General features: G+C 53.6%; 24 protein-coding genes, 2 pseudogenes and 1 other annotated feature. Of the genes and pseudogenes, 24 read left to right on the forward strand and 2 right to left on the reverse strand.

What is annotated here, in order from left to right:
* Positions 1 to 52: 52 nt before the first annotated feature.
* A complete protein-coding gene (ytfJ, locus tag ABC395_RS08800) occupies positions 53 to 532 on the forward strand; it encodes a GerW family sporulation protein (RefSeq protein WP_413002317.1) in 480 nt (159 codons plus the stop codon).
* An 88-nt stretch (positions 533 to 620) separates the two neighbouring features.
* On the opposite strand, the gene ABC395_RS08805 is transcribed toward ytfJ, so the two are convergent.
* Positions 621 to 1928, reverse strand: a complete 1308-nt coding sequence (locus ABC395_RS08805; protein ID WP_413002319.1) for an ArsB/NhaD family transporter — start codon at positions 1926 to 1928, stop codon at positions 621 to 623.
* 353 nt (positions 1929 to 2281) lie between these two features.
* Between ABC395_RS08805 and ABC395_RS08810 the strand changes: the two genes are divergently transcribed.
* The 9 genes from ABC395_RS08810 (at position 2282) to ABC395_RS08850 (ending at position 11869) form a co-directional block, all read left to right on the forward strand.
* Positions 2282 to 3457 (forward strand): D-alanyl-D-alanine carboxypeptidase family protein, encoded by a 1176-nt coding sequence (locus tag ABC395_RS08810; RefSeq protein ID WP_413002321.1) that lies wholly within the window; start codon positions 2282 to 2284, stop codon positions 3455 to 3457.
* Between the two features lie 27 nt (positions 3458 to 3484).
* On the forward strand, positions 3485 to 4084 hold the full coding sequence (locus ABC395_RS08815) for a nucleoside recognition domain-containing protein (RefSeq protein WP_103995152.1): 600 nt from the start codon (positions 3485 to 3487) through the stop codon (positions 4082 to 4084).
* Positions 4085 to 4091: 7 nt separating this feature from the next.
* Positions 4092 to 4628: a spore maturation protein gene (locus tag ABC395_RS08820; protein ID WP_413002323.1), complete on the forward strand. Its 537-nt coding sequence runs from the start codon at positions 4092 to 4094 to the stop codon at positions 4626 to 4628.
* A 306-nt stretch (positions 4629 to 4934) separates the two neighbouring features.
* On the forward strand, positions 4935 to 5681 hold the full coding sequence (locus ABC395_RS08825; protein ID WP_413002325.1) for a pseudouridine synthase: 747 nt from the start codon (positions 4935 to 4937) through the stop codon (positions 5679 to 5681).
* Between the two features lie 61 nt (positions 5682 to 5742).
* Positions 5743 to 6282 carry a thiol-disulfide oxidoreductase ResA gene (gene resA / locus ABC395_RS08830; protein ID WP_413002327.1) on the forward strand — a complete coding sequence of 180 codons (540 nt, stop codon included), beginning with the start codon at positions 5743 to 5745 and terminating at the stop codon, positions 6280 to 6282.
* A gap of 37 nt (positions 6283 to 6319) precedes the next feature.
* A complete protein-coding gene (gene resB / locus ABC395_RS08835; RefSeq protein ID WP_413002329.1) occupies positions 6320 to 7987 on the forward strand; it encodes a cytochrome c biogenesis protein ResB in 1668 nt (555 codons plus the stop codon).
* Positions 7984 to 9243, forward strand: a complete 1260-nt coding sequence (gene ccsA / locus ABC395_RS08840; protein WP_413002330.1) for a cytochrome c biogenesis protein CcsA — start codon at positions 7984 to 7986, stop codon at positions 9241 to 9243. Before resB ends, ccsA begins: the two co-directional genes overlap by 4 nt.
* Positions 9244 to 9297: 54 nt before the next feature.
* Complete coding sequence (locus tag ABC395_RS08845; protein ID WP_016423993.1) at positions 9298 to 10011, forward strand: response regulator transcription factor; 714 nt, start codon at positions 9298 to 9300, stop codon at positions 10009 to 10011.
* A gap of 1 nt (position 10012) precedes the next feature.
* Positions 10013 to 11869: a sensor histidine kinase gene (locus ABC395_RS08850; protein WP_413002333.1), complete on the forward strand. Its 1857-nt coding sequence runs from the start codon at positions 10013 to 10015 to the stop codon at positions 11867 to 11869.
* Positions 11870 to 12208: 339 nt separating this feature from the next.
* Here the strand turns inward: ABC395_RS08850 and serA are convergent, their stop codons facing one another.
* Complete coding sequence (serA, locus tag ABC395_RS08855) at positions 12209 to 13792, reverse strand: phosphoglycerate dehydrogenase (RefSeq protein WP_413002335.1); 1584 nt, start codon at positions 13790 to 13792, stop codon at positions 12209 to 12211.
* A gap of 57 nt (positions 13793 to 13849) precedes the next feature.
* Positions 13850 to 14086: a binding site (T-box leader), on the reverse strand.
* A gap of 215 nt (positions 14087 to 14301) precedes the next feature.
* Here serA and ABC395_RS08860 point away from each other — a divergent pair.
* The 14 genes and pseudogenes from ABC395_RS08860 to fni all read left to right on the forward strand — a co-directional run bounded on the left by ABC395_RS08860 (position 14302) and on the right by fni (position 26026).
* Positions 14302 to 14628 (forward strand): rhodanese-like domain-containing protein, encoded by a 327-nt coding sequence (locus ABC395_RS08860; RefSeq protein WP_413002337.1) that lies wholly within the window; start codon positions 14302 to 14304, stop codon positions 14626 to 14628.
* Between the two features lie 256 nt (positions 14629 to 14884).
* Positions 14885 to 15496 (forward strand): CPBP family intramembrane glutamic endopeptidase, encoded by a 612-nt coding sequence (locus tag ABC395_RS08865; protein ID WP_413002339.1) that lies wholly within the window; start codon positions 14885 to 14887, stop codon positions 15494 to 15496.
* A 460-nt stretch (positions 15497 to 15956) separates the two neighbouring features.
* Positions 15957 to 16322, forward strand: coding sequence for a hypothetical protein (locus ABC395_RS08870; RefSeq protein WP_413002341.1), 366 nt, complete (start codon positions 15957 to 15959; stop codon positions 16320 to 16322).
* Positions 16323 to 16572: 250 nt separating this feature from the next.
* The gene (locus tag ABC395_RS08875) at positions 16573 to 17178 is read left to right on the forward strand and encodes a genetic competence negative regulator (RefSeq protein WP_103995140.1); all 606 of its coding nucleotides are present in this window, start codon (positions 16573 to 16575) and stop codon (positions 17176 to 17178) included.
* A gap of 185 nt (positions 17179 to 17363) precedes the next feature.
* Positions 17364 to 18615: pseudogene (locus tag ABC395_RS08880) on the forward strand (Glu/Leu/Phe/Val family dehydrogenase).
* 42 nt (positions 18616 to 18657) lie between these two features.
* Positions 18658 to 19356: a glutamic-type intramembrane protease PrsW gene (gene prsW / locus ABC395_RS08885; RefSeq protein ID WP_103995138.1), complete on the forward strand. Its 699-nt coding sequence runs from the start codon at positions 18658 to 18660 to the stop codon at positions 19354 to 19356.
* Positions 19357 to 19421: 65 nt separating this feature from the next.
* On the forward strand, positions 19422 to 19577 hold the full coding sequence (locus tag ABC395_RS08890) for a hypothetical protein (protein ID WP_181024371.1): 156 nt from the start codon (positions 19422 to 19424) through the stop codon (positions 19575 to 19577).
* A 128-nt stretch (positions 19578 to 19705) separates the two neighbouring features.
* Positions 19706 to 21092, forward strand: a pseudogene (gene ypeB, locus ABC395_RS08895) (germination protein YpeB).
* A 131-nt stretch (positions 21093 to 21223) separates the two neighbouring features.
* Positions 21224 to 21883: a flagellar brake protein gene (locus ABC395_RS08900; protein WP_413002343.1), complete on the forward strand. Its 660-nt coding sequence runs from the start codon at positions 21224 to 21226 to the stop codon at positions 21881 to 21883.
* A gap of 62 nt (positions 21884 to 21945) precedes the next feature.
* The gene (locus ABC395_RS08905) at positions 21946 to 22182 is read left to right on the forward strand and encodes a hypothetical protein (RefSeq protein WP_413002344.1); all 237 of its coding nucleotides are present in this window, start codon (positions 21946 to 21948) and stop codon (positions 22180 to 22182) included.
* A gap of 129 nt (positions 22183 to 22311) precedes the next feature.
* Positions 22312 to 22995, forward strand: a complete 684-nt coding sequence (cmk, locus tag ABC395_RS08910) for a (d)CMP kinase (RefSeq protein WP_413002346.1) — start codon at positions 22312 to 22314, stop codon at positions 22993 to 22995.
* On the forward strand, positions 22992 to 23579 hold the full coding sequence (locus ABC395_RS08915; RefSeq protein WP_413002348.1) for a lysophospholipid acyltransferase family protein: 588 nt from the start codon (positions 22992 to 22994) through the stop codon (positions 23577 to 23579). Before cmk ends, ABC395_RS08915 begins: the two co-directional genes overlap by 4 nt.
* 107 nt (positions 23580 to 23686) lie before the next feature.
* Positions 23687 to 24943: a 30S ribosomal protein S1 gene (rpsA, locus tag ABC395_RS08920; protein WP_009674424.1), complete on the forward strand. Its 1257-nt coding sequence runs from the start codon at positions 23687 to 23689 to the stop codon at positions 24941 to 24943.
* Between the two features lie 27 nt (positions 24944 to 24970).
* A complete protein-coding gene (fni, locus tag ABC395_RS08925) occupies positions 24971 to 26026 on the forward strand; it encodes a type 2 isopentenyl-diphosphate Delta-isomerase (RefSeq protein WP_413002349.1) in 1056 nt (351 codons plus the stop codon).
* The last annotated feature ends 40 nt before the right edge of the window (positions 26027 to 26066 follow it).

Consider the following 26066-nt stretch of genomic DNA (forward strand, 5'->3'; position numbering starts at 1 on the left):
TCCTTCAAGCAAGGAACTTAAGCTTTGAAGGGACCCAAAGGAGGAGACTTCATTGACCGATCATCCGATTCAAGGGCTGATGAAAACAGCCATGGAAAACATCAAGCAAATGGTGGATGTGAACACCATCGTCGGCGATCCGGTAGAAACACCGGACGGCAGCGTCATTATGCCGATCAGTAAAGTCGGGTTTGGTTTCGCGGCAGGCGGCAGTGAATTCACGACGGAAACTCTTCCGGACGTGGGCCGCGGCGGTCTTGAGAAAGCGGCCGTGGAAATGCCGTTCGGCGGCGGAAGCGGCGGCGGCGTATCCATTACACCGATCGCGTTTCTGGTCGTAGGCATACATGGCGTGAAGATCGTGCCGCTCGACAACCAGACTCATCTGATCGAACGACTGATCGACTCCGCTCCGCAAATCGTGGACCGTGTCCAGACTATGTTCAAGCAGGGCGGAAACGCTTCTGGTCTTGGCGGTGCTGGAACAGGGACTTCGAACATTAATATCGAGGCGGACACCATCAAGTTGTAACTCTTTTCCCGCAGCACAAAAGCCCGGAATCGGTTTGAACCGATTCCGGGCTTTTGTCTCTTTTCTGCAGTTATACGAAGTGCCCCTGTTACGGTAAAAAAATCATATAACGGAAATAAAGGTACAGGTGGGAAATAAGGAGCGAAACGAGGGTGATCGGCGCTCCAATTTTGAGAAATTCCCAATAGCTGAATCCTTTGCCTTCTTTAGAGGCAATTCCCGCCACGATGACATTGGCCGAAGCGCCGATGAGAGTTCCGTTGCCCCCGAGGCACGCTCCCAGGGCGAGGGACCACCAGAGCGTATTAATTTCCATCGAGTCGGCGGGAAGCTGCATGCTCACGGCCATATCTTTAATGAGGGGAATCATAGTCGCGACGAAAGGAATGTTATCGATGGTGGCGGACGCAATCCCCGAGCCCCACAATATGAGCGGAGCCGCGAGCCGCACGTCTCCCCCGGTTATGTTGAGCACCTGCTGGGCCAGACTTTTGATGATACCGACTTCCTGCAGAGCTCCTACCAAGGCAAACAAACCTGCGAAGAAGAAAATAGTGACCCATTCGACGGAATCGAAAGCTTCTTCGACCTCTTTTTCCTTTAATCCGAAAAGCATCAGAAGCACGGCGCCCGTGATGGCCACAACGGCGGCTTCCACATGAATGACCGAATGCAGCACGAATCCGAGAATGGTAATTCCGAGAATAACGAGTGATTTTTTCATGAGAACGGGATCCTGGATATAGGATTTTTCGTCCAGTTTCATCAATTTTTCTTTATGCTCGGGACTGGTTTTAAGCTGCTTTCTATAAATGATGCGCAGCATCAACAGCGTTGCGGCGAAAATAATGGCGGTTACGGGCGCGAGATTGCTCAAGAAAACGTTAAACGTGAGATGAGGGTTTGCCGACCCGATCATAATGTTGGGCGGATCTCCGATCAGGGTAGCGGTTCCTCCGATATTGGATGCGATGATTTCGGAAATGAGAAATGGAACCGGGTTAATGTTGAGCATCCGGGTTATCGACAGGGTGACCGGTACGACCAGCAGTACGGTCGTTACGTTATCGAGCATGGCCGACCCGACCGCGGTCAGAAGGGGTAAGAAGATGAGAATGCGCATCGGATCTCCCTTGGCCAATTTTGCCGCGCGTACCGCTACATATTGGAACACGCCGGTTTTGTTGGTGATGCCGACAAGAATCATCATGCCCACCAGCAGAGCGATGGTTCCCCATTCAATATATTCCGTGTACACCTTATGTATATCGACGATACCGAAGATGACCATGACGGCGGCTCCCAGCAGGGCGACGACGGCGCGGTTTTTCTTTTCCGAGATAATGACGGCATAGGTTGCCAGAAAAACGATAAGTGCGATCCAGACTTGCGTCATGACACGATCTCTCCTTTAGTTAGCGGCTATCAAGCGTTGTTAGCATTTCCACGTTCAGACGGATTCAGGTTGCTGCACGGCCGCCCGTTAAATGGATCAGGAGGCAAAAAGAGCAAAAAAGAGCCTGTGATGACAGGCTCCTCCGGTGATCTCCATATGCAGTTGCTTGGTGTTTCGGGCCGTTTCTTAAACAATCCTAAAGAAGTATACCGGAGAACCGGGAATTTGTAAAGAACCGCCTCCTGTCAGAGGAGCGGTCATAAGCGGGCGGGTCAAGCATATACTTGTACAAAGTTCCCTGGAGGGAAGACAAGTCTTGACCCGGATGCGAGGGGCAATGGGAGGAAGGGCATATGAGCAAACGGATGTGGATATCCGGTATGCTGGCGTTTTTGTGCATGCTGAACGTGTTTGGCGCAGCGGCCTTGGCGGCGGAACCCCCGGCGATAGGAACGAACGCGGAGGGCGCGGCCCTCGTCGACGTGAAATCGGGCAGAGTTCTTTACTCGAAGCGGGGAGACAGGCCGATGAGAATAGCGAGCCTGACCAAAATCATGACGGCGATCGTGGCCATCGAGGAGAGCAAACTGACGGACATTGTCAAAGTTAGCACTCGCGCGGCCGGAAAAGAAGGCTCGTCCCTTTATTTGAAGGCGGGACAGGAAATGAGCCTGAAGCACATGCTCTACGGGCTGATGCTTCGTTCCGGCAACGATGCGGCGACGGCCATAGCCGAGCATGTAGGCGGCAGCGTGGAAGGGTTTGCCGTGATGATGAACCGGAAAGCCGAACAGATCGGGCTCGGCCATTCGAATTTCACGAACCCGTCGGGGCTGGACGAGAGTGCCGATCATTATTCCAGTGCCGAAGATTTGGCGAAACTGGCGGCTTACAGCCTGAAAAATCCGACGTTCCAGGAAATTGTCCAGACGAAAATGATCAAAGTGCCCAACCCGAACGAATCGTGGGAGTACACCTGGTTTAACAAAAACAAAATGCTGGGCCTTTTCGACGGGGCCGACGGGGTTAAAACGGGCTACACGAAGCTGGCCAAACGGTGTCTGGTGTCTTCCGCCACGCGGAACGGACAGCGACTGGTCGTCGTGACTTTAAACGACGGCGACGACTGGGCGGATCATACCCGTCTGCTTCAGTGGGGGTTTGAACATTTTCCGCTTGTTCCTCTGCTGAAAAAGGGCCAGGCGGTAGAAGGGACGCCTTATGTTGCGGAGAGAGAGTTCTCGTACCCGCTTCTCTCTGCGGAAAAAGACCGCGTCACCTCCGAACCGGAGTCGTATCCGCCGGAGTCTCTGGATGCGCGGCTCGGCGAGAAAGGCCGTCTCCTGTTAAAGCTCGACGAGCGCCTGCTCGGCACCGTTCCGCTGGTAGACCCGGCAAGTCCGCGCCTGAAAGCGGCCGACAAGGCGGCATTCGGCTTTCAGGCCACCGAAGCGGACGCCGGCGTCTGGAACGCATGGAGTGTATCCCTGCGCAAAGTTGTCCGGGCGGTGCTGTCACCCGGCATGTAGGCAAGTACAGGAAAGGAGGAAAGAACGATGGTGAATTGGATCTGGTTGTTTTTCATCGTAACCGGCTTTGGGGTTGCCGCAGTCCAGGGCAACGTCGAAGCCGTAACGCAGGCTGCCTTCGACGGCGCCAAGAGCGGTGTGACGGTCTGCTTCGGTCTTATCAGCGTGCTGGTTTTCTGGCTCGGCATGATGAGAATCGCCGAAGACGCCGGCCTGCTGTCCAAGCTGGCCGTTCTGCTTCGTCCCGTCGTCCGCTTCCTGTTTCCCAGCATCCCGAAGGATCATCCCGCGCTGGGGTACATCATGTCCAACATGAGCGCGAACATCCTCGGGCTCGGCAATGCCGCTACTCCGATGGGAATTAAGGCGATGCAGGAGCTGCAAAAGCTGAATCCCCACAAGGATACGGCCAGCCCCGCCATGTGCACGCTCCTGGCGCTGAATACGGCCAGCATCACGCTCATTCCGACGACCTTGATTGCCATCCGGATGAATTACAACTCCATCAATCCGTCGGAAATCGTCGGCACGACTCTGCTGGCTACAGTCGTATCCACCGCCGCCGCGATCATCGTCGACCGCTGGTACAGGCGCAAGCTCCCGGCGAACCCCGTAGTGAAAGGATGAGCCGCCGATGTACGAATGGGTGAACGTGCTCTCGGCGTGGGCCATCCCGGTCCTTATCGTTTTCATCCCGCTGTACGCCGCCTACCGGAAAGTGCCCGTGTACGAATCGTTCACCGACGGTGCCAAGGACGGCTTCGACACGGCGGTCAAAATCATCCCTCATCTCGTCGGCATGATGGTTGCGATCAGCGTGTTCCGGGCATCGGGTGCGCTGGAGCTGACCCTGGGCTGGCTGAAGCCGCTGTTCCAGGCTCTCGGTGTACCGTCCGAGGTGCTCCCGCTGGCGATCCTGCGCCCGATAACGGGCGCGGGCTCCCTTGCCTTCACGACCGACCTGATCGCCCAGTTCGGCCCCGATTCACTGGTCGGCCGGATCGCTTCGACGGTCCAGGGAAGCACGGATACGACGCTGTATGTCATAACGGTGTACTTCGGGGCGATCGGCATCCGGAAAGCCGGATACGCGCTCAAAGTCGGCCTTATTTCCGATGTGGTCGGTTTCGTCGCTTCCATCGTCATCTGCCTGCTCGTGTTCGCAACCTGAATGCCGCCCGGACCGGGCGGTTTCTTTGTTTTTCCCGGAAAAAACGGGCCCGTCGGGCTTTCATTTTGGCAAAAAATGATTATTTTCAGCCCCTTAAGGGAACGATTAGCAGAAGAACCTTTCAAAATTAGGCCGCCCTATATACACGCCTGCCTATGACGTTTCATCTTTCACCGGCCTTCCATAAATGATGGGAGGGAGACTTTAGCTCGGTATCCCCCGAAAAAACATTTGCGGAATCGCCGGCAGAGAACTTGTGATTTCACGCAAGGATGGTTATCATTAGCTTTGAGGTGAACGTTGAGGATGGAGAGATTGCAGAAAGTGCTGGCCGAGGCGGGCGTAGCATCCCGCAGGAAAAGCGAGGAGCTGATTCTGGCCGGCCGTGTGAGCGTGAATGAAGAAGTCGTTACGCAGCTTGGCGTGAAAGTGAATCCCGCAGAGGATATCATAACCGTAGACGGACGGGCCATTAAGCAGCAGACGAAAGTGTACGTGATGCTGAACAAGCCGAAAGGCGTTATTACGAGCGCTGCGGACCCCAAAGGGCGCAAAGTCGTAACCGATTACCTGCCGGGGATCAAGGAGCGCGTATATCCGGTCGGACGGCTTGATTACGATACGGAAGGGCTTCTCATTCTGACGAACGACGGAGAATTCGCCAACCTGATGATGCATCCGAGGCATCATGTGGCCAAGACGTACCATGCGACCGTCAAGGGTGTCGTGCACGGTTCCGTACTCGACCGTCTGAGAGCCGGCATCGAGCTGGAGGACGGCATGACCGCTCCCGCCGAGGTCGAATACGTCGATGTGCGTCCGGAGCAGAACGAGAGCGTAATTTCCATTACGATTTATGAGGGCCGGAACCGTCAAGTGAGAAGAATGTTCGACGCCGTATCTTTTCCGGTGGTCAAATTAAGACGGGTACAATACGGACCTTTATTGCTGGCGGGTCTTCCGAGAGCAAAGTACAGAGTCCTGCGCAATGACGAAATTAACAGCCTGCGCGATGCGGCCTTGCAGTCACATAAAATTCAAAAAGGCCGCTAAGCTTGGCCTTTTTTTTCGTTATAATGAGTATAGTTATGTCAAATTTTTGAGGGTGCTCGCTATGAAAAAGAACAAAAAATGGGTTCAGATTATCATTTTAGGCATTGTTCTTATCATCGGTGTATTTACGATCGTCAACAACCTAACATCCGCCGACGATAAAAAATATCCGGTCGAGGGCTCGAAAGCGCCGGATTTTACACTTACCGGACTCGATAACAAGTCCTACAAGCTTTCCGATTACAAAGGCAAAGGCGTCCTGATCAATTTCTGGGGAACCTTCTGTCCTCCCTGCAAGAAGGAAATGCCCGCTTTGCAGAAGCAGTACGACATTTGGAAAGACAAGAACGTGGAGTTCCTTGAAGTCAACCTGGACAACAGCCGGGTAACGGTTCAGAACTTCGTGGACCAGTACAATCTGAGTCTGCCCATCCTGCTCGATAACGAGGAGAAGGTGCGGAAACAGTTCGGGGTCGTGGAATATCCGACGACATTTTTTATCAAACCCGACGGGACGGTCATGAAAATTCATAAAGGCGAGATGGACGAGGCATTTATCGCGGATACGCTGAAAAAGCTAACGGCCGTCGGCGGCCAGTAAAGGTTTCAATTTAAACAGCATAGAGGGGGAATGCGGCGTGTTTCAAAACACGAAGTGCGATTGCGGACACCAGAACCATGTAGGGACTCTGCTCTGCGAATCGTGCGGCAAGCCGCTGACCGAAGAAGCGTTTTCGACCGAACCGCTTGAAATGAAATATGATGGGGTCGCCCGGCGGTCCCAGCGGGAAAATCCGTCCTGGCTGGACCGGATTTGGAATTTCTTTTCATCGGTGAAGGTGGCCGTGACGATAATCGTCCTGACCTTGATCGGTTCTTCGCTTGGCACCATTTATCCGCAGGAAAGCAATTTTATTCAGGTAGACCCTTCCACTTACTATAAGGATACATACGGAACGCTGGGCCACGTGTATTATTTGCTGGGCTTATCCCACACGTACGAATCGTGGTGGTTTAAGCTTCTTATTCTGATGATCGGCGCCTCGCTCGTCATCTGCAGCCTGGACCGCGTTCTTCCGCTGTACAGGGCTCTTTCCAAGCAGAAGATCCAGAAGCACCACAGCTTCCTGCTCCGCCAGAAGGTCGCTTACGACGGGCGTATTCCGGAAGGCGCCTCCGAAGAAGAATGGACGGAACAGATGGCCCGCCAGCTCCGCAAAAAGCACTATCGTGTCCATACGGACGGAGCCGCTCTTCTTGCCGAGAAGTACCGGTTCAGCCGCTGGGGGCCTTACGTGCTTCATATCGGCCTTATTATTTTTCTGCTGGCCGTACTGATGCGAAGTTTCCCGGGCTGGCAGATGGATGAGTATATGGGGCTGCGTGAAGGGGAGATCAAGAAAATTCCCGATACGTCGCTCTACATCAAGAACGAGAAGTTTACCATCGATTTTTACAAGCCGGAAGAAATGACCGAAGAGTTCAGAAAAAGAGAACGGAACGTCGCGAAAATTTACGAAACGGAAGCCGTGATTTATACCTGTAAGGCGGACTGCGATATTCCCGGCAAAAAACCGGATCTGCAGGAAGTGCACCGGCAGAAAATTATCGTGAACGAACCGCTCGATTACAAAGGGCTTCTCGCTTTTCAATACGATTACAAAGAAGATCCGCTGCTGATTTCAGTCAAGCCGACGCTGACGAACAAACAGACGGGCGAATCTTACGGAAGCTTCGAGCTTCCGATGAAGGATCCTCAAGATTCGTATCAGGCAGGGCCTTACAAGCTCGCGTTGAAGGGATATTTCCCGGAATTCGGCTTGGACGACAAAGGGGAGCCTATTACGAAGTCGAATGAAGCGAAAGCGCCTGCATTTATTTTTCAGATTACGGGACCGGGGCTTTCTCCGAGTGGCGAGCCGTATATCTATTTCCCGAGACAAATAGACAAGCAGGAGTTCCGCCAGGACGAAATTAACGGATCAATAGGCGCCAAATTCGACTTATCTGTCGGATCGATGGAGAACGTTACGTTTTCCAGCTATACCTCTTTCCTGAATATCCGTACGGACCGTGCGCTTCCTTACATCTGGATCGGGGCCGGTATCGGAATGATCGGTCTCATCATGGGCTTCTACTGGCAGCACCGCCGAGTATGGCTCAGAATCGACGACGGCAGGCTCGTACTGGGCGCGCACACGAACAAGAACTGGTTCGGCGTCCGCAAGGAAGTGGCCGCGGCACTGAATAAAACAGGCATTACGGTGGATCAGAAAACGCTCGAAAAGGGAGGGAAAGCTACGTGAATTGGTTAAGTTTCAGCGGGAACGCGCTGCTTGTTTCATTTGTTATCTACTGTGTGGCTTTTCTGGTGTTTGTACTTTCAATCGCAGGCAAGACATGGAGCAACCGGGATCCCGAAGTTCACGCGCGCAAATGGGGCAGAGCCGCTTACGGCCTGTCCGTTTTGGGCCTTGTGTCCCAGTTGCTCTATTTCTTCACCCGCTGGTACGGGGGCGGACACATTCCGACCAGCAACATGTTCGAATTCATGACGATGCTCGGTATGATGATCATGATCGCCTTTATTATCGTCTACGCCATCTATCGTACCCCGGTCCTCGGGGTATTTGCTCTGCCGGTCGTCGTGCTCATCATTGCGTACGCGGCCGTTTTTCCGAACGAAGTCCAGCCGCTGATTCCGGCGCTGCAGAGCTACTGGCTTAAAATCCACGTTACGACCGCGGCCGCAGGCGAGGCATTCTTCGCTGTCGGTTTTGCCGCCGGATTAATGTACTTGATCCGGATGGTCAATTTTCAAGGCAAAACGGCCGCCGACCGGAAAGAGCAAAGAGGGGTGGAATTCACCCTGCTCATTATTTTCATGCTTATCGCATTCATCGCTTCCGTATTTACGTTTAATGCGGCCGGCTATGAAGCCAAATTCGTGAAAGAACAAATCCTCGGCAATGAGGACGGCACCCAGCAAAAAGTGAGCCAAACCGTCACTTACGTGCTTCCGCCTATCGTGGCGCCTTACCAGACCACGCTTGAATCGATGGATTCCTTCCTCGGGATGGATAAACCGCTGTTCACGGCGCCTTCCTGGATGAGCGGAGAAAATGCCGGCCGGAAGTTCAACACGGTCATCTGGACGGTTCTGATCGGGGTTCTCCTGTACGTCCTGCTCAGACTGATCCTGCGCAAGCCGATCGGTCAGGCGATTTCGCCCATTATGAAAGGCATGGACCCGGAAGATCTTGACGAGATCGGGTACCGCTCCATCGCTATCGGCTATCCGATTTTTACGCTCGGTGCCCTCATCTTCGCGATGATCTGGGCTCATAAAGCCTGGGGCCGCTTCTGGGGCTGGGATCCGAAGGAAGTATGGGCCTTGATCGTCTGGCTCTTCTACGCGGTATTCCTGCATCTCCGCCTTTCCCGCGGCTGGCAGGGCAAACGTTCCGCATGGCTGGCCGTAATCGGCTTTATCGTGGTTATGTTTACGCTGGTCGGGGTAAACTTGGTCATCGCTGGCCTGCACTCCTATTCGGGTGTATAATTTTAGCAAATCATTCACTACAATCGTTTACGGACGGAAGGGATTGTGAACGTCATGGAACAGAGATTGAATATTCTCGTTGTAGACGATGAAGAACGGATCAGACGTCTGCTTCGGATGTACCTGGAGAAAGAGGGTTACGGCATCGAAGAAGCCGAAGACGGCGAAACGGCCCTGACCCTGGCGACCGAGCGCGACTTCGATCTGATTCTGCTCGATCTGATGCTGCCGGGAATCGACGGCACGGAAGTATGCGCGCGTCTGCGCCAAGTGAAGTCCACTCCGGTCATCATGCTGACCGCGAAAGGCGAAGAAACGAACCGTGTTCACGGGTTCGAAGTCGGGGCCGACGACTATGTCGTCAAGCCGTTCAGCCCGCGCGAGGTGATCTACCGGGTGAAGGCGATTCTGCGGCGTTCGTCCGCAACGGCTTTCTTGTCCAAAGATGCGAATTCGAGCAACAATATCGTTTTTCCGCACCTGGTCATCGAGCACGACGCTCACCGCGTAACGGCAGGGGGCCAGGAAGTCGCTCTTACCCCCAAAGAGTATGAGCTGCTCCACTATTTGGCCGTATCCCCGGACAAGGTGTTTTCCCGGGAAGAATTGCTTAAGGATGTCTGGAATTACGAATTTTTCGGGGATTTGCGCACGGTCGATACCCATGTGAAAAGATTGCGCGAGAAGCTCAACAAAGTATCGCCGGAAGCGGCTGCGATGATTACGACGGTCTGGGGCGTAGGCTACAAGCTGGAGGTACCGAAGTAACGTGTTCAGCCTGCGAAGCGTAGTCGGCAAGCTTTGGCTGACGATTATCGGTCTTGTGGCGGTTATTCTGATCACGCTCGGCGTGTTTCTCGTGCAGTCGCTGGAACAATATTTTTCCCAGTCCGAGGATCAGGTTCATAATCTGAAGCAGCTTGCGGGCGATTATTCGAACGGTGCCGCCCTTCATCTCCAGGACGAAGAGTTTTACAAGATGGCGAACCAGCTTCTGGAACTTCAGGATGCGCGAATGATTGCGCTGGATCAAAGCCTGAAAGAATTAAATCCGTCGGTCGAGGGCAAAAACCAGGAGCTTCTCCGTTTCAAAGCGGCCGACTTTTTCTCGGAAGCGGAGCTGAATTCGGTCTTGAACGGCCAGATGCTGGAGAAACGCATCCCCTATAACAAGCAGGGGAAAATCAACCAGCGCAACGATTATATCGCCGTGGCCGTGCCGCTTTATGACACACCGGACGGAGGGGCCAAAGCTACGCAGGGCGCTATCGTGCTGTATCAATCCCTGAAGTCCCTGGAGGCGACCCAGTGGGACGTCTTCCGCCTGTTCGTGATCGTTTCGATTATCGGCTTCCTGATGACAACCGTGTTCGCGTTCTTCCTGTTCTACCGGATCACGCGGCCGCTGCTTCAGCTTAAAGACGCGGCGGGCAGAATCTCCCGGGGGGAATACGGCACGAAGGTTCCGATTCTTTCTTCCGATGAGATCGGGGAACTCGCCAAATCGTTCAACGTGATGGGTGAAGAGCTTCAGGAGAACGTGAAAGCCCTGCGTCATGAAAAAGAAAACCTCTCCAGCGTTCTCAGGAGCATGACCGATGCGGTCATGACGTTCGATGCCGGCGGCAAAGTCATCGTGACGAACCCGCAGGGGGATAAAATCATCCAGGAGTGGGAAGAGCTCTCCTGGAATCCGGACGGGCCGCCCGTCAACGGCGGCGTTCCGGCTGCGCTTCCTCTGCCGCTGGACCGGCATATTCCCGCTCCGCTTCAGCCGATGTTCCACCAGGTGGTGACGGAGGCGCGGGAGCAGACCGACAAGCTTCATGTCGAGAACGATGTCTGGTCCGTCGCCATGACGCCGCTTCATTCACGCGACGGGGTACGCGGCGCCGTCGCCGTGCTCCGCGACGTGACGGAGGAGTTCCGGCTCGACAAGCTGCGCAAAGATTTCGTCGCGAACGTCTCGCACGAGCTGCGCACGCCTTTGTCGATGGTGCAGGGCTACAGCGAGGCGCTGCTGGACGACATCGCCGGATCTCCCGAGGAGCGCAAGGAGCTCGCTCAGGTGATCTACGACGAGGCTTTGCGCATGGGCCGCCTCGTCCGGGATCTCCTCGATCTGGCCCGCATGGAGGCGGGACATCTCGAGATGAACTTCAACAGGACCGATATCGGCGGGCTCGTGAAACGGATGCACCGCAAATTTACGGTCCTGGCGAGAGAGAAGGACATCCGCCTGGATATCGAGCTCCCTCAGGGGGAGCTGTACTGTACGGCGGATGAAGACCGGCTGGAGCAGGTGCTCACCAACCTGCTCGACAACGCGTTCCGGCACACGCCGGCCGGGAAGACGATTACGATTAAGGCGGAGCCTTACACGTACAAGTCTTCTCCCGGCTGCAAGCTGGAAGTGACGGATGAAGGCCAGGGGATTCCGGCCGAAGATGTCCCTTACGTGTTCGAGCGCTTCTATAAAGCGGACAAGGCCCGGACACGGGGAGCGACAGGCGGAACGGGCCTGGGCCTTGCCATCGTCAAGAATATCGTGGACGCCCATCAGGGAACGATTACGATGCGCAGCAAGCTCGGGCAGGGGACGACGTTTACGATCCTCCTCCCGTGAAAAGCGCGTTAAGGCACGCTGGCCCGTCCAGTCTCCTTTTTCGTCCCTAACAGCGAAGAGGGAACAGGGAGAGCCGGCATGGGGAGCTGGGCGGCCGGGCGGACGGACGGGATGTACAAGCTCGGGGCGGCTCCCCACGGTTTCGGCCCTGTGCTCTGCAAGATTACGCGCAAAAGGCGGAAAGCCTGCTGAGTCATTCAGCTGCTTTCCGCCTTTTTTGTTGAAAAAACGATTTAAATCTTGTTGTTCGTGAAACATTCCGCAGGCCGGATAAGGAAGGAACCGGCGCCGTGACGTACGTTACAAGCGCCGGATCAGATTAAATCGGCCGAAAAGTGCTTAGATGCCCAGTTGGCGAACGTTGACGATTTCCGGCTGTTTCTCCAGCTCGGCAATGACTTCTTTCGGAGCGGTTTTATCGATCGTCAGAACCATGATCGCGGATCCGCCGACTACCGTACGGCCTACCTGCATGGTCGCGATGTTCACGTCATTGCTGCCCAGCAGCGTACCTACCCGGCCAATGATGCCGGGTTTGTCGTTGTGCGAGATGAGAAGAAGCGAGCCTTCCGGTGCAAAGTCGACCGGGTATTGATCGATGCGCACGATGCGCTCTCCGTAACCGGCCAGCAGCGTACCTGCCAGCGTACGGTCGCCCTGCTTCGATTTTACGGTAATCGTCACGAGATTGGTGAACGTTCCCGTCGTGGACGACTGTTGTGTCGTGACGTTGATATCGCGGGATTTCGCCATATGCATGGCGTTCACGAGATTGATGCCTTCGAGATGCTGGGTGAAAACGCCTTTGACGATATAACGGGTCAACGGATTCGTGTCGACATCGGCAAGATCGCCGGAGTAGCTGACGACGATTTCATTGACCGGTCCTTCGGTCAGCTGACCGGCGATAAGACCGAGCTTTTCTCCGAGATTGAAGTAAGGCTGCAGTTTGCTCATCACGGTAGCCGGTACCGGCGGCATGTTCACGGCATTTTTGAAAGGCTCGTTGCGCAAAATATGCAGAAGCTCTTCCGAGACGTCGATCGCCACGTTTTCTTGAGCTTCAATGGTCGACGCGCCCAGGTGCGGCGTGACGATGATGCTCGGGTTGTTCAGGAACGGGTGGCTCGCTTGAGGCGGCTCCTGCTCGAATACGTCGAATGCGGCTCCGGCTACCGTGCCGTTCTCAATCGCGGCCACGAGGGCGTTCTCGTCGATAATTCCGCCGCGTGCGCAGTTGATGATCCGGACGCCTTTCTTCATGATGGCGAATTGAGCCGGGCCTACGATATGGCGCGTTTCATTCGTCAGCGGGGTATGGACGGTAATGAAATCGGCCGCGGCCGCGATATCATTGACCGTGCCGAGCTTAACGCCGATTTTCTCCGCTCTGTCTTCCGTCAGGAACGGATCGTAGCCGATCACTTTCATTCCGAAGACTTTGGCGCGTTTGGCGACTTCGCTTCCGATGCGGCCCATTCCGATAATACCCAGCGTTTTGTTGCGGAGCTCGACGCCCACGAACGATTTGCGGTCCCATTCACCGCTGACGGTCTTTTTGTAAGCTTGCGGAATGGAGCGGGCTACCGACATCATCATCGCGAAAGTATGCTCGCAGGTAGCGATCGTGTTGCCGTCCGGCGCGTTAATGACAACGATGCCGTTCTTGGTCGCCGCTTCGAGGTCGATGTTATCGACGCCGACACCGGCGCGGCCGACTACTTTCAGCTTGGGAGCGGCCGCCATGATGCGCGGGGTAACCTTGGTCTGGCTGCGGACGAGAAGGGCGTCGTATTCGCCGATGATTGCAACCAGCTCGTCTTCGCTTAATCCCGGTTTTTTGTCCACCTCAACATCGCTTGCGTCGTAGAGCATTTGGATCCCCATATCGCTGATCGGATCCGATACAAGTACTTTAAACATGTATATAGCCTCCTCTTGGAAAATAAAAAAACTCCCGAACCTCATACGTAACCCGTATGAAGGGACGAAAGTTATCTTCGCGGTGCCACCCTACTTCACCCGGCGTTCTCACGCAAGGCCTTATCGGTCCGTGTCGGGACCTGAACGATAACGGGTTCTGCCGATCGAACCTGCGGCTTTCGCTTCGGTTCAATGCTCCGGAGTGCTTGGTATGAAGGCGTCCTGCCGATTTGCACCAACCATCGGCTCTCTGAAAGGCTGTCCAACCATACGGGTCTCCGTCAACGCTTTAACGTGGTATATGTCGTTAAGTTTCACTTAATGTAACATGGCCCCGGCAACGTGTCAATAGGGTTACCCGAATATTCACGCCGTTTTAACAAACGAAACGCCAAATAGGGAGATAAATCCGTACTATTACCCTTGTAATCGGAGTTAATATTCGCTATTCTTCTGTTAAACCGAAAATTTTCCACATGTAAGCGCATGTAAAAAAAGGAGATGCCTGCATGAAACATATTGCGCCCGAAAAATTTCTCGAGCTCTTAGACAAACCCGAGATGCTTAAAGAAATCCGAATCGTGGATGTCCGCGAGCCGTACGAATGGGACTATTACCATTTGGAGGAGCCGGAGCTTATCCCCATGAATACCATCCCGGAGCGAATGGATGAGCTGGATGCTGACACCCACCTGTATGTCGTATGCGCGCACGGTGTGCGCAGCGAAATGGTGTGCGGGTACCTGGAAAGAAACGGCTTCGATCCGGACAAGCTGGTAAATGTCCGGGGCGGCATGGCGGCTTTGGCGATGCTGCGCGGTTTTGCCTACGATTAAGAGGCCAGACGAGTCAAGATTTTGAGAGAAACAAACGCCTAACCCTGCTGAATGTAAAGCGCCATCCGCTGCGGATGGCGCTTTTTTATGATCCGCCGTGGAACTTTTAACGCATTTATCCGTTCTATTAAGAGGACAAGATTTCCTCTATGTGAGATTCATGGTATGTTAATAGTATGAAGATGATGGTTTGGAGAAGCGGAATCACGGTCAAATAAACGGCTTGAATAGGGGAAATTCCCTGGAGAGGACCATCATGAGAAAATGGAACTGGAAATGGAAAGAGCTGAAAAATATCCGCATTAAGACGGACGTCCGGATCGATGACCTCAATGACCGGATGCTGCTTATTAACTTATATGGAACTCAGGCGATTCTGCTGGTGATCGGCATTATTATGCTTTTCGTTCAAGGGGCGGACTGGCGGAGCCTTTTCAGCTTGGCGCCCGGCTGGTCGATCGTCCTCTGGGGAGGCGGTATCGCACTGGCGGTGCTGGGGGCGGATCTGATCGTTACCAAATTTGTCCCCGAGGAAGTCATGGATGACGGGGGAGTGAACAAACGCATCTTCGGCAGGCGTCCGCTTTGGCATATCGCGGTTATCTGCCTGCTGGTTTCGATCTGCGAAGAACTGCTGTTCCGCGCGGGCCTTCAGCATTATATGGGCCCCTACTGGACGAGCATTGTTTTTGCGGCCATCCATATCCGTTATCTCCAGCATTGGCTGATGACGGGGCTTGTTTTTTGCATTTCCTACGGGATCGGCTGGATTTTTATCCATACCGGGTCTCTGTGGACCGCTATTTTCGCCCATTTTATGATTGATTTTATTTCGGGCTGCATCTTACGTTACGGCAAGGAGGAGTAATCCGGCATGGAAGGCAACAAGACACAGGGGATTGAGTACGAACAGCCGATACTCGCGGAAACCGATTTATTGAATGAAAACGAAGAAGAGAGCCACTACCTGCCTCCAAGAAGTCTCGGTACATCCGTCCGAACGGGCCAAAGTTACACGCTGGTTTTACCGTCTGCTTCTCTTTTTGTTCATTCTGCTCGTCATGGGCCTAGGATGGTGGGGGATCCGTTATACATCCGGAACTTGACAGGCGGAGTCCGGCCGCAACCCGGTTATTCCTGACAAACCCGAAGACACGCGGTGCATATAAGCCGTTCGTCACGGGGGACGTCAGGTTTTTTGTCCCTTAACGACCCGAAATGACAGGGACCCAATCCCTCCTATTCCCACTTTAGGGACGCATGGCCCCTGCCGATCGGACACACTCTAATCAAGACTCATACATTTTAACAACTTGGAGGGATACGGGATGAGAATAGGCACTTTCCTAATCGGAAGCGTCGCGGGCGCCGCGCTGGCTTTGTATGCCGGCAAGCGGATAAGAAACATGAGATCCGCCATGTTCAGCTCGGAAAGCGGCGGAATCGGCAGCTCCTTAAACGATGTGATCGGACAGACGAAAAATTTTGTGTCCGGAAAAGGCGGCAAGGAAGGGTCCAAGCAGCAAGCGGATCACAATTCGGGCTCTTCCCACGCATCTCACGCATCCGGCGCGTCTCATTCTTCGGACGGTAAGGAATCGCTGGAAAACCTGATCGCCAAAGATTCACAGGTCAAAGCGGCCGTAGATGAGATTCTGGTGAAAAACGCGACTTCTTCCTCGGCGACTCACTGAGTGTAAAGCCGCGCCGGCCGCACCGCCGGGAGCACAAGCGACCGAAAGGCACCTCTTCTGCATTCCGCAGAGAAGGTGCCTTTAAATTTTTGCCGCATAGCTAACATTTTGGCTCTAACATGGTATACTAATACTAGGTGGCACCCATAAGCGTGCTTGTTTCCGCAAGCACACACACCATGGTTTTCAAACCGGCATATTTTGTTTATAACCATTCAAACAGAGGTGTCATGGAAAGGAGGATCCTGTCATGAAAATCGAACGTTTAAGCCCGGATAAAATACGGATTTTCCTTACATTCGATGATTTGACGGAACGGGGCATCCAGAAAGATGACATGTGGAGGGAAATCCCCAAAGTTCACGATCTTTTCAGCGACATGATGGATCAGGCCTATTCCGAATTGGGTTTCGAACCTGCAGGACCTTTAGCTGTAGAAGTTTTTGCGCTCCCTGCCCAGGGAATGGTCGTCATTGTGACCAGGGGCAGCATGGACTTGTCCTTGCAAGCGGATTTGCTGGATGACCATGATGACGAAGAAGTGTACGAAATGGAAGTAACGCTGGAACACAGCGACATCATTTCTTACGCCTTCCGCGATTTCGAAGATTTGCTGCGTGCTTCAAAAGTCGTCAATCCGATGCTAACGGATGGTGGAGCGCTTTATACGTATAAAAACAAGTGGATCCTTCAGCTCGAACCGACTGATCTGCCGGAAGGCAAGCTTCAGACGCTCATCGCCGTTCTATCCGAGTACGGGGATGCGACCAACGTGACGAAGGCCGTGCTCGAAGAGTATGGAAAAGCTGTTATTGAAGCTAACGCGGTCCAGGAATTATGCCGGCATTTCGCATGATGCCTTACACTCCAACTACCGGCGCGGACCATTCCCGACCTTGCCCGAATGTGCACGGCTCCGGGTGGCTGCATGCCGGACAAGATATAGGCGGCACCTGCTTCATAAAGCATTCTCCAAAAACAACTGTTTTTGCAGGATGCTTTATTTTCATTGCGTTATAATACATACACGAGGTGGTCAACATGGCTAACATCGAAAACTTAAACGTGCTGGAATCTACTCAAACGATTATTGAAGAAGCTTTGAAGAAACTGGGATATTCCGACGAGATGTACGAGCTCCTTAAGGAGCCGCTCCGCGTGCTGACGGTTCGTATTCCGATCCGGATGGACGACGGCAAAGTCAAGGTGTTCACGGGCTACCGCGCCCAGCATAACGATGCCGTGGGACCTACGAAAGGCGGAGTCCGCTTTCATCCCGGCGTAACGGAAGACGAAGTGAAGGCTCTCTCCATCTGGATGAGCCTTAAATGCGGCATCGTGGATCTGCCTTACGGCGGCGGCAAGGGCGGCATCATCTGTGATCCGCGCAGCATGTCGTTCCGCGAACTGGAAGTGCTCAGACCGCGGGTACGTAAGGGCGATCAGCCAGCTCGTAGGTCCGAACAAGGACATTCCGGCGCCTGACGTCATGACGAACTCCCAGATCATGGCCTGGATGCTGGATGAGTACAGCCGCATCCGCGAGTTCGATTCTCCGGGATTCATCACAGGCAAACCGATTGTGCTGGGAGGTTCCCACGGACGCGAGACGGCTACGGCCAAAGGTGTCACGATCATGATCAACAAAGCGCTGGAGAAACGCGGTATTCCGCTTCAAGGCGCACGGGTAATCGTACAGGGATTCGGCAACGCGGGAAGTTACTTGTCCAAGTTTATGCATGAAGCCGGGGCCAAAGTGGTCGGAATTGCCGATGTGAACGGGGCTTTGTACAATCCGGACGGCCTTGATATCGAATATTTGCTCGACCGCCGCGATTCTTTCGGAACGGTGACGAACTTGTTCCCGAACGTCATGCCGAGCACGGAAATTTTGGAGCAGGACTGCGACATTCTCGTACCGGCCGCGATCGAGAACCAGATCACCCAAGAGAACGCCCATCGCATCAAGGCGGGCATCGTAGTCGAAGCGGCGAACGGACCGACTACGCTCGAAGCGACCAAAATTTTGACGGAGCGCGGCGTGCTGCTCGTACCGGACGTACTGGCAAGCGCCGGCGGCGTGGTTGTTTCCTACTTCGAGTGGGTACAAAATAACCAAGGTTATTACTGGACGGAGGAAGAAGTTCATTCCAAACTTCAAGAAGTGATGGAAAAAGGATTCGAAAATGTCTATACTATTCATAAAACACGCGGAATCGATATGCGTCTGGCGGCCTATATGACCGGCGTTCGCAAAATGGCGGAAGCCGCCCGTTTCCGTGGTTGGGTATAAGAAGAACGGAATCGTTCACCGGATCGGAAAGGGGGAAATGGGATGAACATGTTTTCCGTTCTAATGGCGGCGGTCGCTCCCGGAATCTCCCTTCTAGCTTATTTTTATTTGAAGGACCGTTACGAAACGGAGCCGATTCATCTGGTCGGCAAGCTGTTTTTATGCGGGGTTTTACTCGTTATTCCGGCCATGGTGCTTCAGAATTCGTTTATGCAGGAAATTGGCGGGGATAACCGTTTTACTTTCGCTTTCTTCATCTCCGGCGGCCTGGAAGAATTTCTGAAATGGTTCGTGGTGTACCATTTGATTTACCGTCACGATTCGTTCGACGAGCCGTACGACGGGATCGTTTATGCCGTGGCCGTCAGCCTGGGATTCGCTACGCTGGAGAACATTCTCTACGCGTTCGCGAACGGCATCAGCATGTCCTCGCTGCTTATGCGCGCTCTGCTTCCCGTTTCGGGACACGCGCTTTTCGGCGTTATGATGGGGTACTATCTCGGGAAAGCCAAATTTATGCGCACCCATGAGCGCAAATATTTGCTCGCTTCTTTGTTCCTGCCTATCTTGTGGCACGGTGCGTTCGACTACATTTTGCTGGTAGCGGCGAATAACTGGATCTGGTTTATGCTGCCGTTTATGACGCTCCTCTGGATCCGTACACTCTGGAAGGTGGACCGGGCCAATGACAGGTCTCCGCTGCGAATCATCCGCGGGGAAGAGGAGTTTAAAATCGGCTAAAGGTGACCATACTGGTTATGAGAACACTTATTTGTTGCGCAAGCGATGGCGCGGAAGGTGAACACATGACCGTGAACCGGGTGAAAGTTACGATCCGCTGCAAACAGTGCGGAGAACGATTTATCCTGAAAGGGCGCCGGGACAAAGGCAAAATCGAGACCGGCTTTAAACGCTGTATTTGTGATAACGAGCACGATTTAGAGGTTGAAACGGAAGACTGACCGAACTCCGGTGACAGGAAGAAAAGCAAGAAAGTCTGCGCGTGACGTGCAGGCTTTTTTTGCTGTATAAACTTCCTTTCGAAGGCAGAGAATAACGGCAATATCGCCTAAGAAAGGAGTTTACAAGCATGTACAGAAAAATGAGTATGGTTTTATTTCCGGTGTGCGCTGCGGCATTGGTCGGTACGGGGGTTTGGGGATATTCCCAGCAAAAGCAGAAAAATGAAGTGTCCATCAAGGCGGAAAATCAGTATCAGCGTGCTTTTCACGATTTGTCCTATCATGTCGAAAAGCTGCATACGGAGCTGGGCAACACGCTGGCGATTAATTCAACGTCCAATGACACCTACCGCAAGGGTCTGGTGAACGTCTGGAGGCTGACGAGCCAGGCGCAAAACGAAGTGAACCAACTGCCGCTGGGTCTTCTTCCTTTTAACAAAACGGAAGAATTTCTGTCCAACGTGGCAAAGTTCAGCTACCAGACATCGACGCGGGATTTGACCAAAAAACCCCTGACGGACGGCGAATTAAAAACGCTGAGCACCCTGTACCAGCATTCCAAGGAAATTACGGGGGACTTGCGCGGAGTCCAGGAGAAGGTTATCGCGAATAACCTGCGCTGGATGGATGTGGATCTGGCCCTCAGTGCCAATAAGGAGCCGAGTGACAATACCATTATCGACGGCTTCAAGACGGTGGACAAAAAAGTCGGGGCATACAATGACCTGAAAGAAGGTCCGTTCACTCTGTCTACCCAGTCGAAATACACGGCTCAAATGCTGGATGGTCCAGAGATTGACGAACAGGAAGTCCGTAAGAGGGCAGCCGCTTTCCTTGGGGTCAACAACCCGGCTATTTTTAATGTGGTCAAAAACGGCAGCGGCGGGGTCGAGTATGAGTCGTACACATGCTCACTGCCGGGTAATAACGGCAGCGATATCTCGATGGACTTCACGAAAAAAGGCGGTCAGCTCATTTACTTCATGAATCCCCGTGAAGTGAAGGCATCCAACCTTCAGGTCGAGCAATCGCGTGAAGCGGCGGCACAGTTTCTGGAGCGGCACGGGTATAAAAATATGACTGCGGTCAGCTTCGACCGTCATCAGAATATCTGCAATATGACGTTCGCCAGACAAGAGAAGGACACCGTCATTTATCCGGAGAAGCTTGTCGTAAACGTCGCACTGGATGACGGGCAGATTCTTGGGCTGCAGGCCACCGATTTTGTCTTTGCCAACCGCAATCACAAAAATATCGACCAGGAGCCGAAGCTTTCGAAAGAAGAGGCGAGAAGCCACCTGAGCCCTCAGTCTGAAAGTGGCCCGCCACACCAAAGCGCTTATCGTCAACGATCTCAATGAGGAAGTGCTCTGCCACGAATTTATCGGCAGTCTGAACGGTCAGACGTACCGGATTTATGTTAATGGAGAAGACGGCACGGAAGAAAAAGTGGAAACGATCCGCAGGGAAGACGCCGAGCAGGCGAAGCAGCAGCCTGTTAAGCAGGGCACTTGACGGAATCCTTTCGAAAAAGCGGCTTCAGGGGAAACCCCGTGCCGCTTTTTTGTGTCTTCCTAAATGGTGGAGGCGTGCTATAATCAAGTAGAAACATGCAGGATTTAGCCGAAAAAAAGGATGAGGTTACCGTGGCTCAGCTTATGAAAATTAACCAGGTGCTGCATCTTCACGTCAATACGATTGACGAAGAAGAAGCGAAACAAGAATACAAAGCGAGAATTTCGGACGTGCTGCCGGACCGTTTGTGGATCGAAACCCCCATCAACGAGCGGACGGGCCGGTTGAAACGCCTTTATACGGGGGACGAGGTAAGCGCCTTTTTCGTGACGGACGGTGGCGTTAAAAATTATTTCCAGACCTCGGTCATCGGCTTCAAGGAAGACGGGATCCGTCTGGTCGCCCTGGCCATGCCAGATCCGGCCTCGATTACGAAAGTCCAGCGCAGAAGCTTTCTGCGGATTCCGGCCGAGCTGGAAATTTCCGTACAGGCTGGCGATACGGTTCCTATCGTAGCCTTGACGGAGGACGTCGGAGGAGGCGGAGTTTCCTTCACCTGCCAAGGCAGTGAATTTCAGGACCATGTCACCCAGGTAAACTGCTGGCTTCTTGTGACTTACAAGAACGGAACGCTGGAACATCTGCCTTTCAAAGCGGAGGTCGTGCGGGTGAAAACGCTGGAGACGGGACGCAAAATCGTCATGCTGCAGTTCAGCGAAATTACGGACCGCGACCGTCAGAAGCTGATTCAGTACTGCTTTGAGAAACAATTCGATTTCCGCAAGAAGTAGCTTACATAAATTCGGCCCGTCCGGGAAACACTGCATTCCAAACAAGGCTCGTTTGCGGGAGGATGCCAGTGAATATCCGGAGGTCCGGGCAGCAACGCCCATTAACTTATGAACGTTACGAACGTCTGTTCATTGAATTTTCCGAGCGGGTCGAGAAGATGCTCGTACGATGTTTATGCGTACTGTTGGCCGGCTTGCTGATCAGCCAGCTGCTTCTTCAATTTCCGGCCGTGCGTAAAGAAATCACGCGGGTCGATCCTCTGGAAGGAGTGCCGTACGTCAGGCAGCCGGAGGAATAACGGTTTTCCGGCAAATTCAGGTAGGCCGCACACTTTTGCATCTGTCTTCCGGCTATGGTATAATTTACAGCGTTAGCAGGCTGCGCCTGCTTTTTTGTTCGTAAGGTTTTGTTAGGAGGAGCCTTTGTTTTGACTAAATTTAATATCGCGATAGATGGGCCAGCCGGTGCAGGCAAGAGCACCATAGCCCGCAAGGTCGCCGGCGAGCTTGGTTTTGTCTATGTGGACACGGGAGCGATGTATCGGGCGGTCACCTGGAAGGTGCTGCAGGACGGGATTAACCCTCTGGACACGGAGGCCGTCTCAGATACGGCTGCCGGTATGGAGATCGAGCTCGTGCCGGGGCCGGAAGGACAGCTTGTATTTGTAGACGGCCGGGATGTATCTTCCGATATCCGTACCAAGCTCGTTACGGACCAGGTTTCACAAATCGCCGCCATCGCGGAAGTGAGGAAGCTTCTGGTAGACAAGCAGAAGCGGATGGCCGCTTCCAAGGGCATCGTGATGGACGGCCGGGATATCGGCACTCACGTGCTCCCCGATGCGGAAGTGAAAATCTTCCTTACCGCGAGCGTGCGCAAGCGCGCCGAACGAAGGTTTCAAGAAGTACAGGGCACGGCAATGGCAACCACTCTCGAAGAGATGGAAAAGGACATTGCCCGCCGCGATATGCTGGATGAAGGCAGGGAAGTATCTCCCCTTGTACAAGCGGCCGACGCTGTAATGCTGGACAGTACAGATCTGACCATTCCCGAAGTGGTGGAGAGCATCCTGGAGATGTGCCGGTTGAGAACAGGCGGTGAAAGAGCATGAGCTTTTACCATTTCGCGCGGGGAGTTTGCAATGTGGTGTACTCCCTGCTGTTCCGGATTCGCGTGATCGGTAAGGAGAACATCCCCGAGCACGGCGGCGTACTGCTCTGTTCCAATCATATCAGCAACTTTGATCCTCCGCTTGTCGGCATCCGCCTCAAACGCAAAGTTCATTTTATGGCGAAGGCGGAGCTGTTTCAAATTCCGGTTTTAGGTCTAATTATTAGTAAAATTGGCGCTTTTCCGGTTAAACGGGGAGGCGTCAGCAAAGAAACGATCAAGGGAACGCTGAACTTGCTTCGGGATGGAAACGTACTTGGCATCTTTCCGGAGGGAAGCCGTAAAAATCCCGGTGTCGGAAAGAAGGGCGCAGCGATGTTTGCCCTGAAATCCGGGGCGGCCGTTGTGCCGACCGCAATCATCGGAGATTACAAGGTGTTCGGCAGAATGACGGTCATTTACGGGCGACCGCTTGATTTGACCCCGTTCAGCGAAGCCGGATCGGCCGATCTCGAGCAGGTGACCGAGTACATCATGCAAGAAATTCAGACTTTGATCCGGGAACACCGGAAAGAAGTCGCTTAACTAAAAAACGAACCCGGTTGTAAGGAAATCCTGCCGCGCAATCCGCGCCGTGCAGATGCCTATACAAAATTAACCGTCGGTGTGTTTATTTTCGAGGAGGGTATCCCATGTCAGAAGAAATCAAAAACGAAAATCAAACGAACGAAAGCCAAGAAGCTCAAGAAGCGATGAGCCAAGTCGCAGCCGTTAAGAAAGGCGACATCGTTAAAGGCAAAATCATTAAAGTCGAGCAGGATCAAGCCATCGTAGATATCGGTTACAAGTACGACGGCACGATTCCGCTTCGCGAGCTTTCCTCCGTCCAAATCGAGAACGCGGATCAAGCGGTTCAAGAGGGCCAGGAAATTGAGCTTAAAATCGTAACGATTGACGACAACAAAGAAAAGCTGGTTCTTTCCAAGCGCTCTGTTGACAGTGAAAAAGCATGGGAAACCCTGCAGCAAAAACTGGACGAGAAAGTTATCATCGAAGCTGTCGTGGCCGAAGTGGTTAAAGGCGGCCTCGTTGTTGACGTAGGCGTGCGCGGCTTCGTACCGGCATCCATGGTAGAACGCAGCTTTGTTGAAGATTTCTCCGACTACAAGGGCCGCACACTGCGCCTGAGAGTGAAAGAAATCGACCGCGAGAAGAACAAAGTGATCCTTTCCCAGAAAGACGTTCTGGATGAAGAATATGAAGCGCAGAAGAAAGACATCATCAGCAAAATCGAAGTGGGCAAAGTATACGAAGGTACCGTACAGCGCTTGACTCAATTCGGCGCATTCGTGGATATCGGTGGCATCGACGGCCTGGTTCACATTTCCGAAATGGCTTGGCACCATGTCGAGCACCCTTCCGAGATCGTTAAAGAAGGCGACAAAGTAAGCGTACAGGTTCTGAAAGTAGATCCGGAGAAAGACAAAGTGAGCCTGAGCCTGAAAGCGACTCAAGAAGGTCCTTGGGAAAAAGCGGAGAAAACTTTCACGACCGGCGAAATCATTACCGGTACGGTAAAACGTCTTGCCGGATTCGGCGCGTTTGTTGAAATCGCTCCGGGCGTTGAAGGTCTGGTTCATATTTCCCAGATCGCTCACCGTCACATCGCGACTCCTCAGGAAGTTCTGAAAGAAGGCCAGGAAGTTAAAGTGAAAGTCCTTGACGTAAACGCGGCTGAGAAGCGCGTGAGCCTCAGCATCAAGGAAACGGAAGAAGCTCCGGCTCAAACCGCATCTTCCGCACCTTCCAACTATTCTTCCAGACCGGAAAGATCCTCCAACCACCAGAAAGAACTGGCTGGCAACGAGAATGTTTCCCTGAGCAATCAAGGCCTGTCCATGACGCTCGGCGAGCGTTTCGGCGACAAGCTTTCCAAATTTAAAAAATAATGGACGACTTGAACAGGAGGAAGCGGAATGCGCTCATCGCGCAAAATGGATCACGTGCAGTTTGCGCTCCAGACTGGACAGTCCGGCAACCAGGGGTTGACGGATGTCAAGCTGGTGCCTAACTGCCTGCCAGACGCTTCCACCGAGTCTGTCGCTCTCTTTACGACAATCGGCGAACTCAAATTGAGTTCGCCGATTGTCGTAAATGCGATGACCGGAGGAGCACGTGAAACCGAAGAAATAAACCGTGAGCTTGCGGTAGCGGCCCGGGAACGGGGACTCGCCATGGCGGTCGGCTCCCAAATGTCCGCCTTGCGGGATCCTTTGCAGGAATCGAGCTACCGGATTGTCCGTCAAATGAATCCAGACGGGCTCGTCTTTGCGAATTTGGGCAGCGAAGCGACGCTGGAGCAGGCGTCCCGCGCCGTGGACATGCTTCGTGCGGACGCGCTTCAGATCCATTTGAACGTTATGCAGGAGCTTATCATGCCCGAAGGCGACCGCAGCTTCCACGGCATGCTGGAGCGCGTAAGCCGCATTGCGTCAGGCACAGGAGTGCCTGTGATCGTCAAAGAAGTCGGGTTCGGCATTCCGCTTGAGAACGCGAGACTGCTCAAATCGGCGGGCGTACAAATTCTGGATGTCGGCGGCTCCGGAGGCACCAATTTCGCCGCAATCGAGAATGCGCGGAGAAAAGTTCCCCTCGATTGGCTAAACGACTGGGGCATGAAAACGAGCGTGACCCTGATCGAGGCGCTGCAAGTCTATGAGCGAGGCAGAGTCATGGCCACGGGAGGCATCCGCACCAGCGAGGATATCGTCAAGGTGCTGGCCCTTGGCGCTTCGGCGGCCGGAATGGCCGGAGCCCTGCTTAAAGTACTGCAAAGCGAAGGCACGCAAGCTTTAATCGATCACATCGACGAGCTGCACCAGGGGATCGTTCTGATGATGACCGCTCTGGGAACGACGCGCATCGAACAGCTGTGGGCACGTCCCGTGATAATCACGGGATCGACCGCGGAATGGTGCCGGGCCCGCCGGATCGATTTAACTGAATATGCCTGCAGAACGGAAGCGGAGTAAAAACGGGATGTTTTGTCATACTAGGAGTAACGAAACGAAC

The sequence above is a fragment of the Paenibacillus canaveralius genome (genome assembly GCF_047238265.1).
Lineage (GTDB): Bacteria > Bacillota > Bacilli > Paenibacillales > NBRC-103111 > Paenibacillus_F.

Excerpts from the sequence above, each read along its gene's own strand:
- ABC395_RS08820 (WP_413002323.1), top strand. The coding sequence starts at position 4,092 with ATGTACGAATGGGTGAACGTGCTCTCGGCGTGGGCCATCCCGGTCCTT.
- ABC395_RS08870 (WP_413002341.1), top strand. The coding sequence starts at position 15,957 with ATGAGAATAGGCACTTTCCTAATCGGAAGCGTCGCGGGCGCCGCGCTG.
- ABC395_RS08905 (WP_413002344.1), top strand. The coding sequence starts at position 21,946 with ATGCCAGTGAATATCCGGAGGTCCGGGCAGCAACGCCCATTAACTTAT.
- prsW (WP_103995138.1), top strand. The coding sequence starts at position 18,658 with ATGAACATGTTTTCCGTTCTAATGGCGGCGGTCGCTCCCGGAATCTCC.
- ABC395_RS08915 (WP_413002348.1), top strand. The coding sequence starts at position 22,992 with ATGAGCTTTTACCATTTCGCGCGGGGAGTTTGCAATGTGGTGTACTCC.
- ABC395_RS08825 (WP_413002325.1), top strand. The coding sequence starts at position 4,935 with ATGGAGAGATTGCAGAAAGTGCTGGCCGAGGCGGGCGTAGCATCCCGC.
- ABC395_RS08815 (WP_103995152.1), top strand. The coding sequence starts at position 3,485 with ATGGTGAATTGGATCTGGTTGTTTTTCATCGTAACCGGCTTTGGGGTT.
- rpsA (WP_009674424.1), top strand. The coding sequence starts at position 23,687 with ATGTCAGAAGAAATCAAAAACGAAAATCAAACGAACGAAAGCCAAGAA.
- ABC395_RS08890 (WP_181024371.1), top strand. The coding sequence starts at position 19,422 with ATGACCGTGAACCGGGTGAAAGTTACGATCCGCTGCAAACAGTGCGGA.
- ABC395_RS08865 (WP_413002339.1), top strand. The coding sequence starts at position 14,885 with ATGAGAAAATGGAACTGGAAATGGAAAGAGCTGAAAAATATCCGCATT.
- fni (WP_413002349.1), top strand. The coding sequence starts at position 24,971 with ATGCGCTCATCGCGCAAAATGGATCACGTGCAGTTTGCGCTCCAGACT.
- ABC395_RS08805 (WP_413002319.1), bottom strand. The coding sequence starts at position 1,928 with ATGACGCAAGTCTGGATCGCACTTATCGTTTTTCTGGCAACCTATGCC.
- serA (WP_413002335.1), bottom strand. The coding sequence starts at position 13,792 with ATGTTTAAAGTACTTGTATCGGATCCGATCAGCGATATGGGGATCCAA.
- ABC395_RS08875 (WP_103995140.1), top strand. The coding sequence starts at position 16,573 with ATGAAAATCGAACGTTTAAGCCCGGATAAAATACGGATTTTCCTTACA.
- ABC395_RS08860 (WP_413002337.1), top strand. The coding sequence starts at position 14,302 with ATGAAACATATTGCGCCCGAAAAATTTCTCGAGCTCTTAGACAAACCC.
- resA (WP_413002327.1), top strand. The coding sequence starts at position 5,743 with ATGAAAAAGAACAAAAAATGGGTTCAGATTATCATTTTAGGCATTGTT.
- ABC395_RS08845 (WP_016423993.1), top strand. The coding sequence starts at position 9,298 with ATGGAACAGAGATTGAATATTCTCGTTGTAGACGATGAAGAACGGATC.
- ABC395_RS08810 (WP_413002321.1), top strand. The coding sequence starts at position 2,282 with ATGAGCAAACGGATGTGGATATCCGGTATGCTGGCGTTTTTGTGCATG.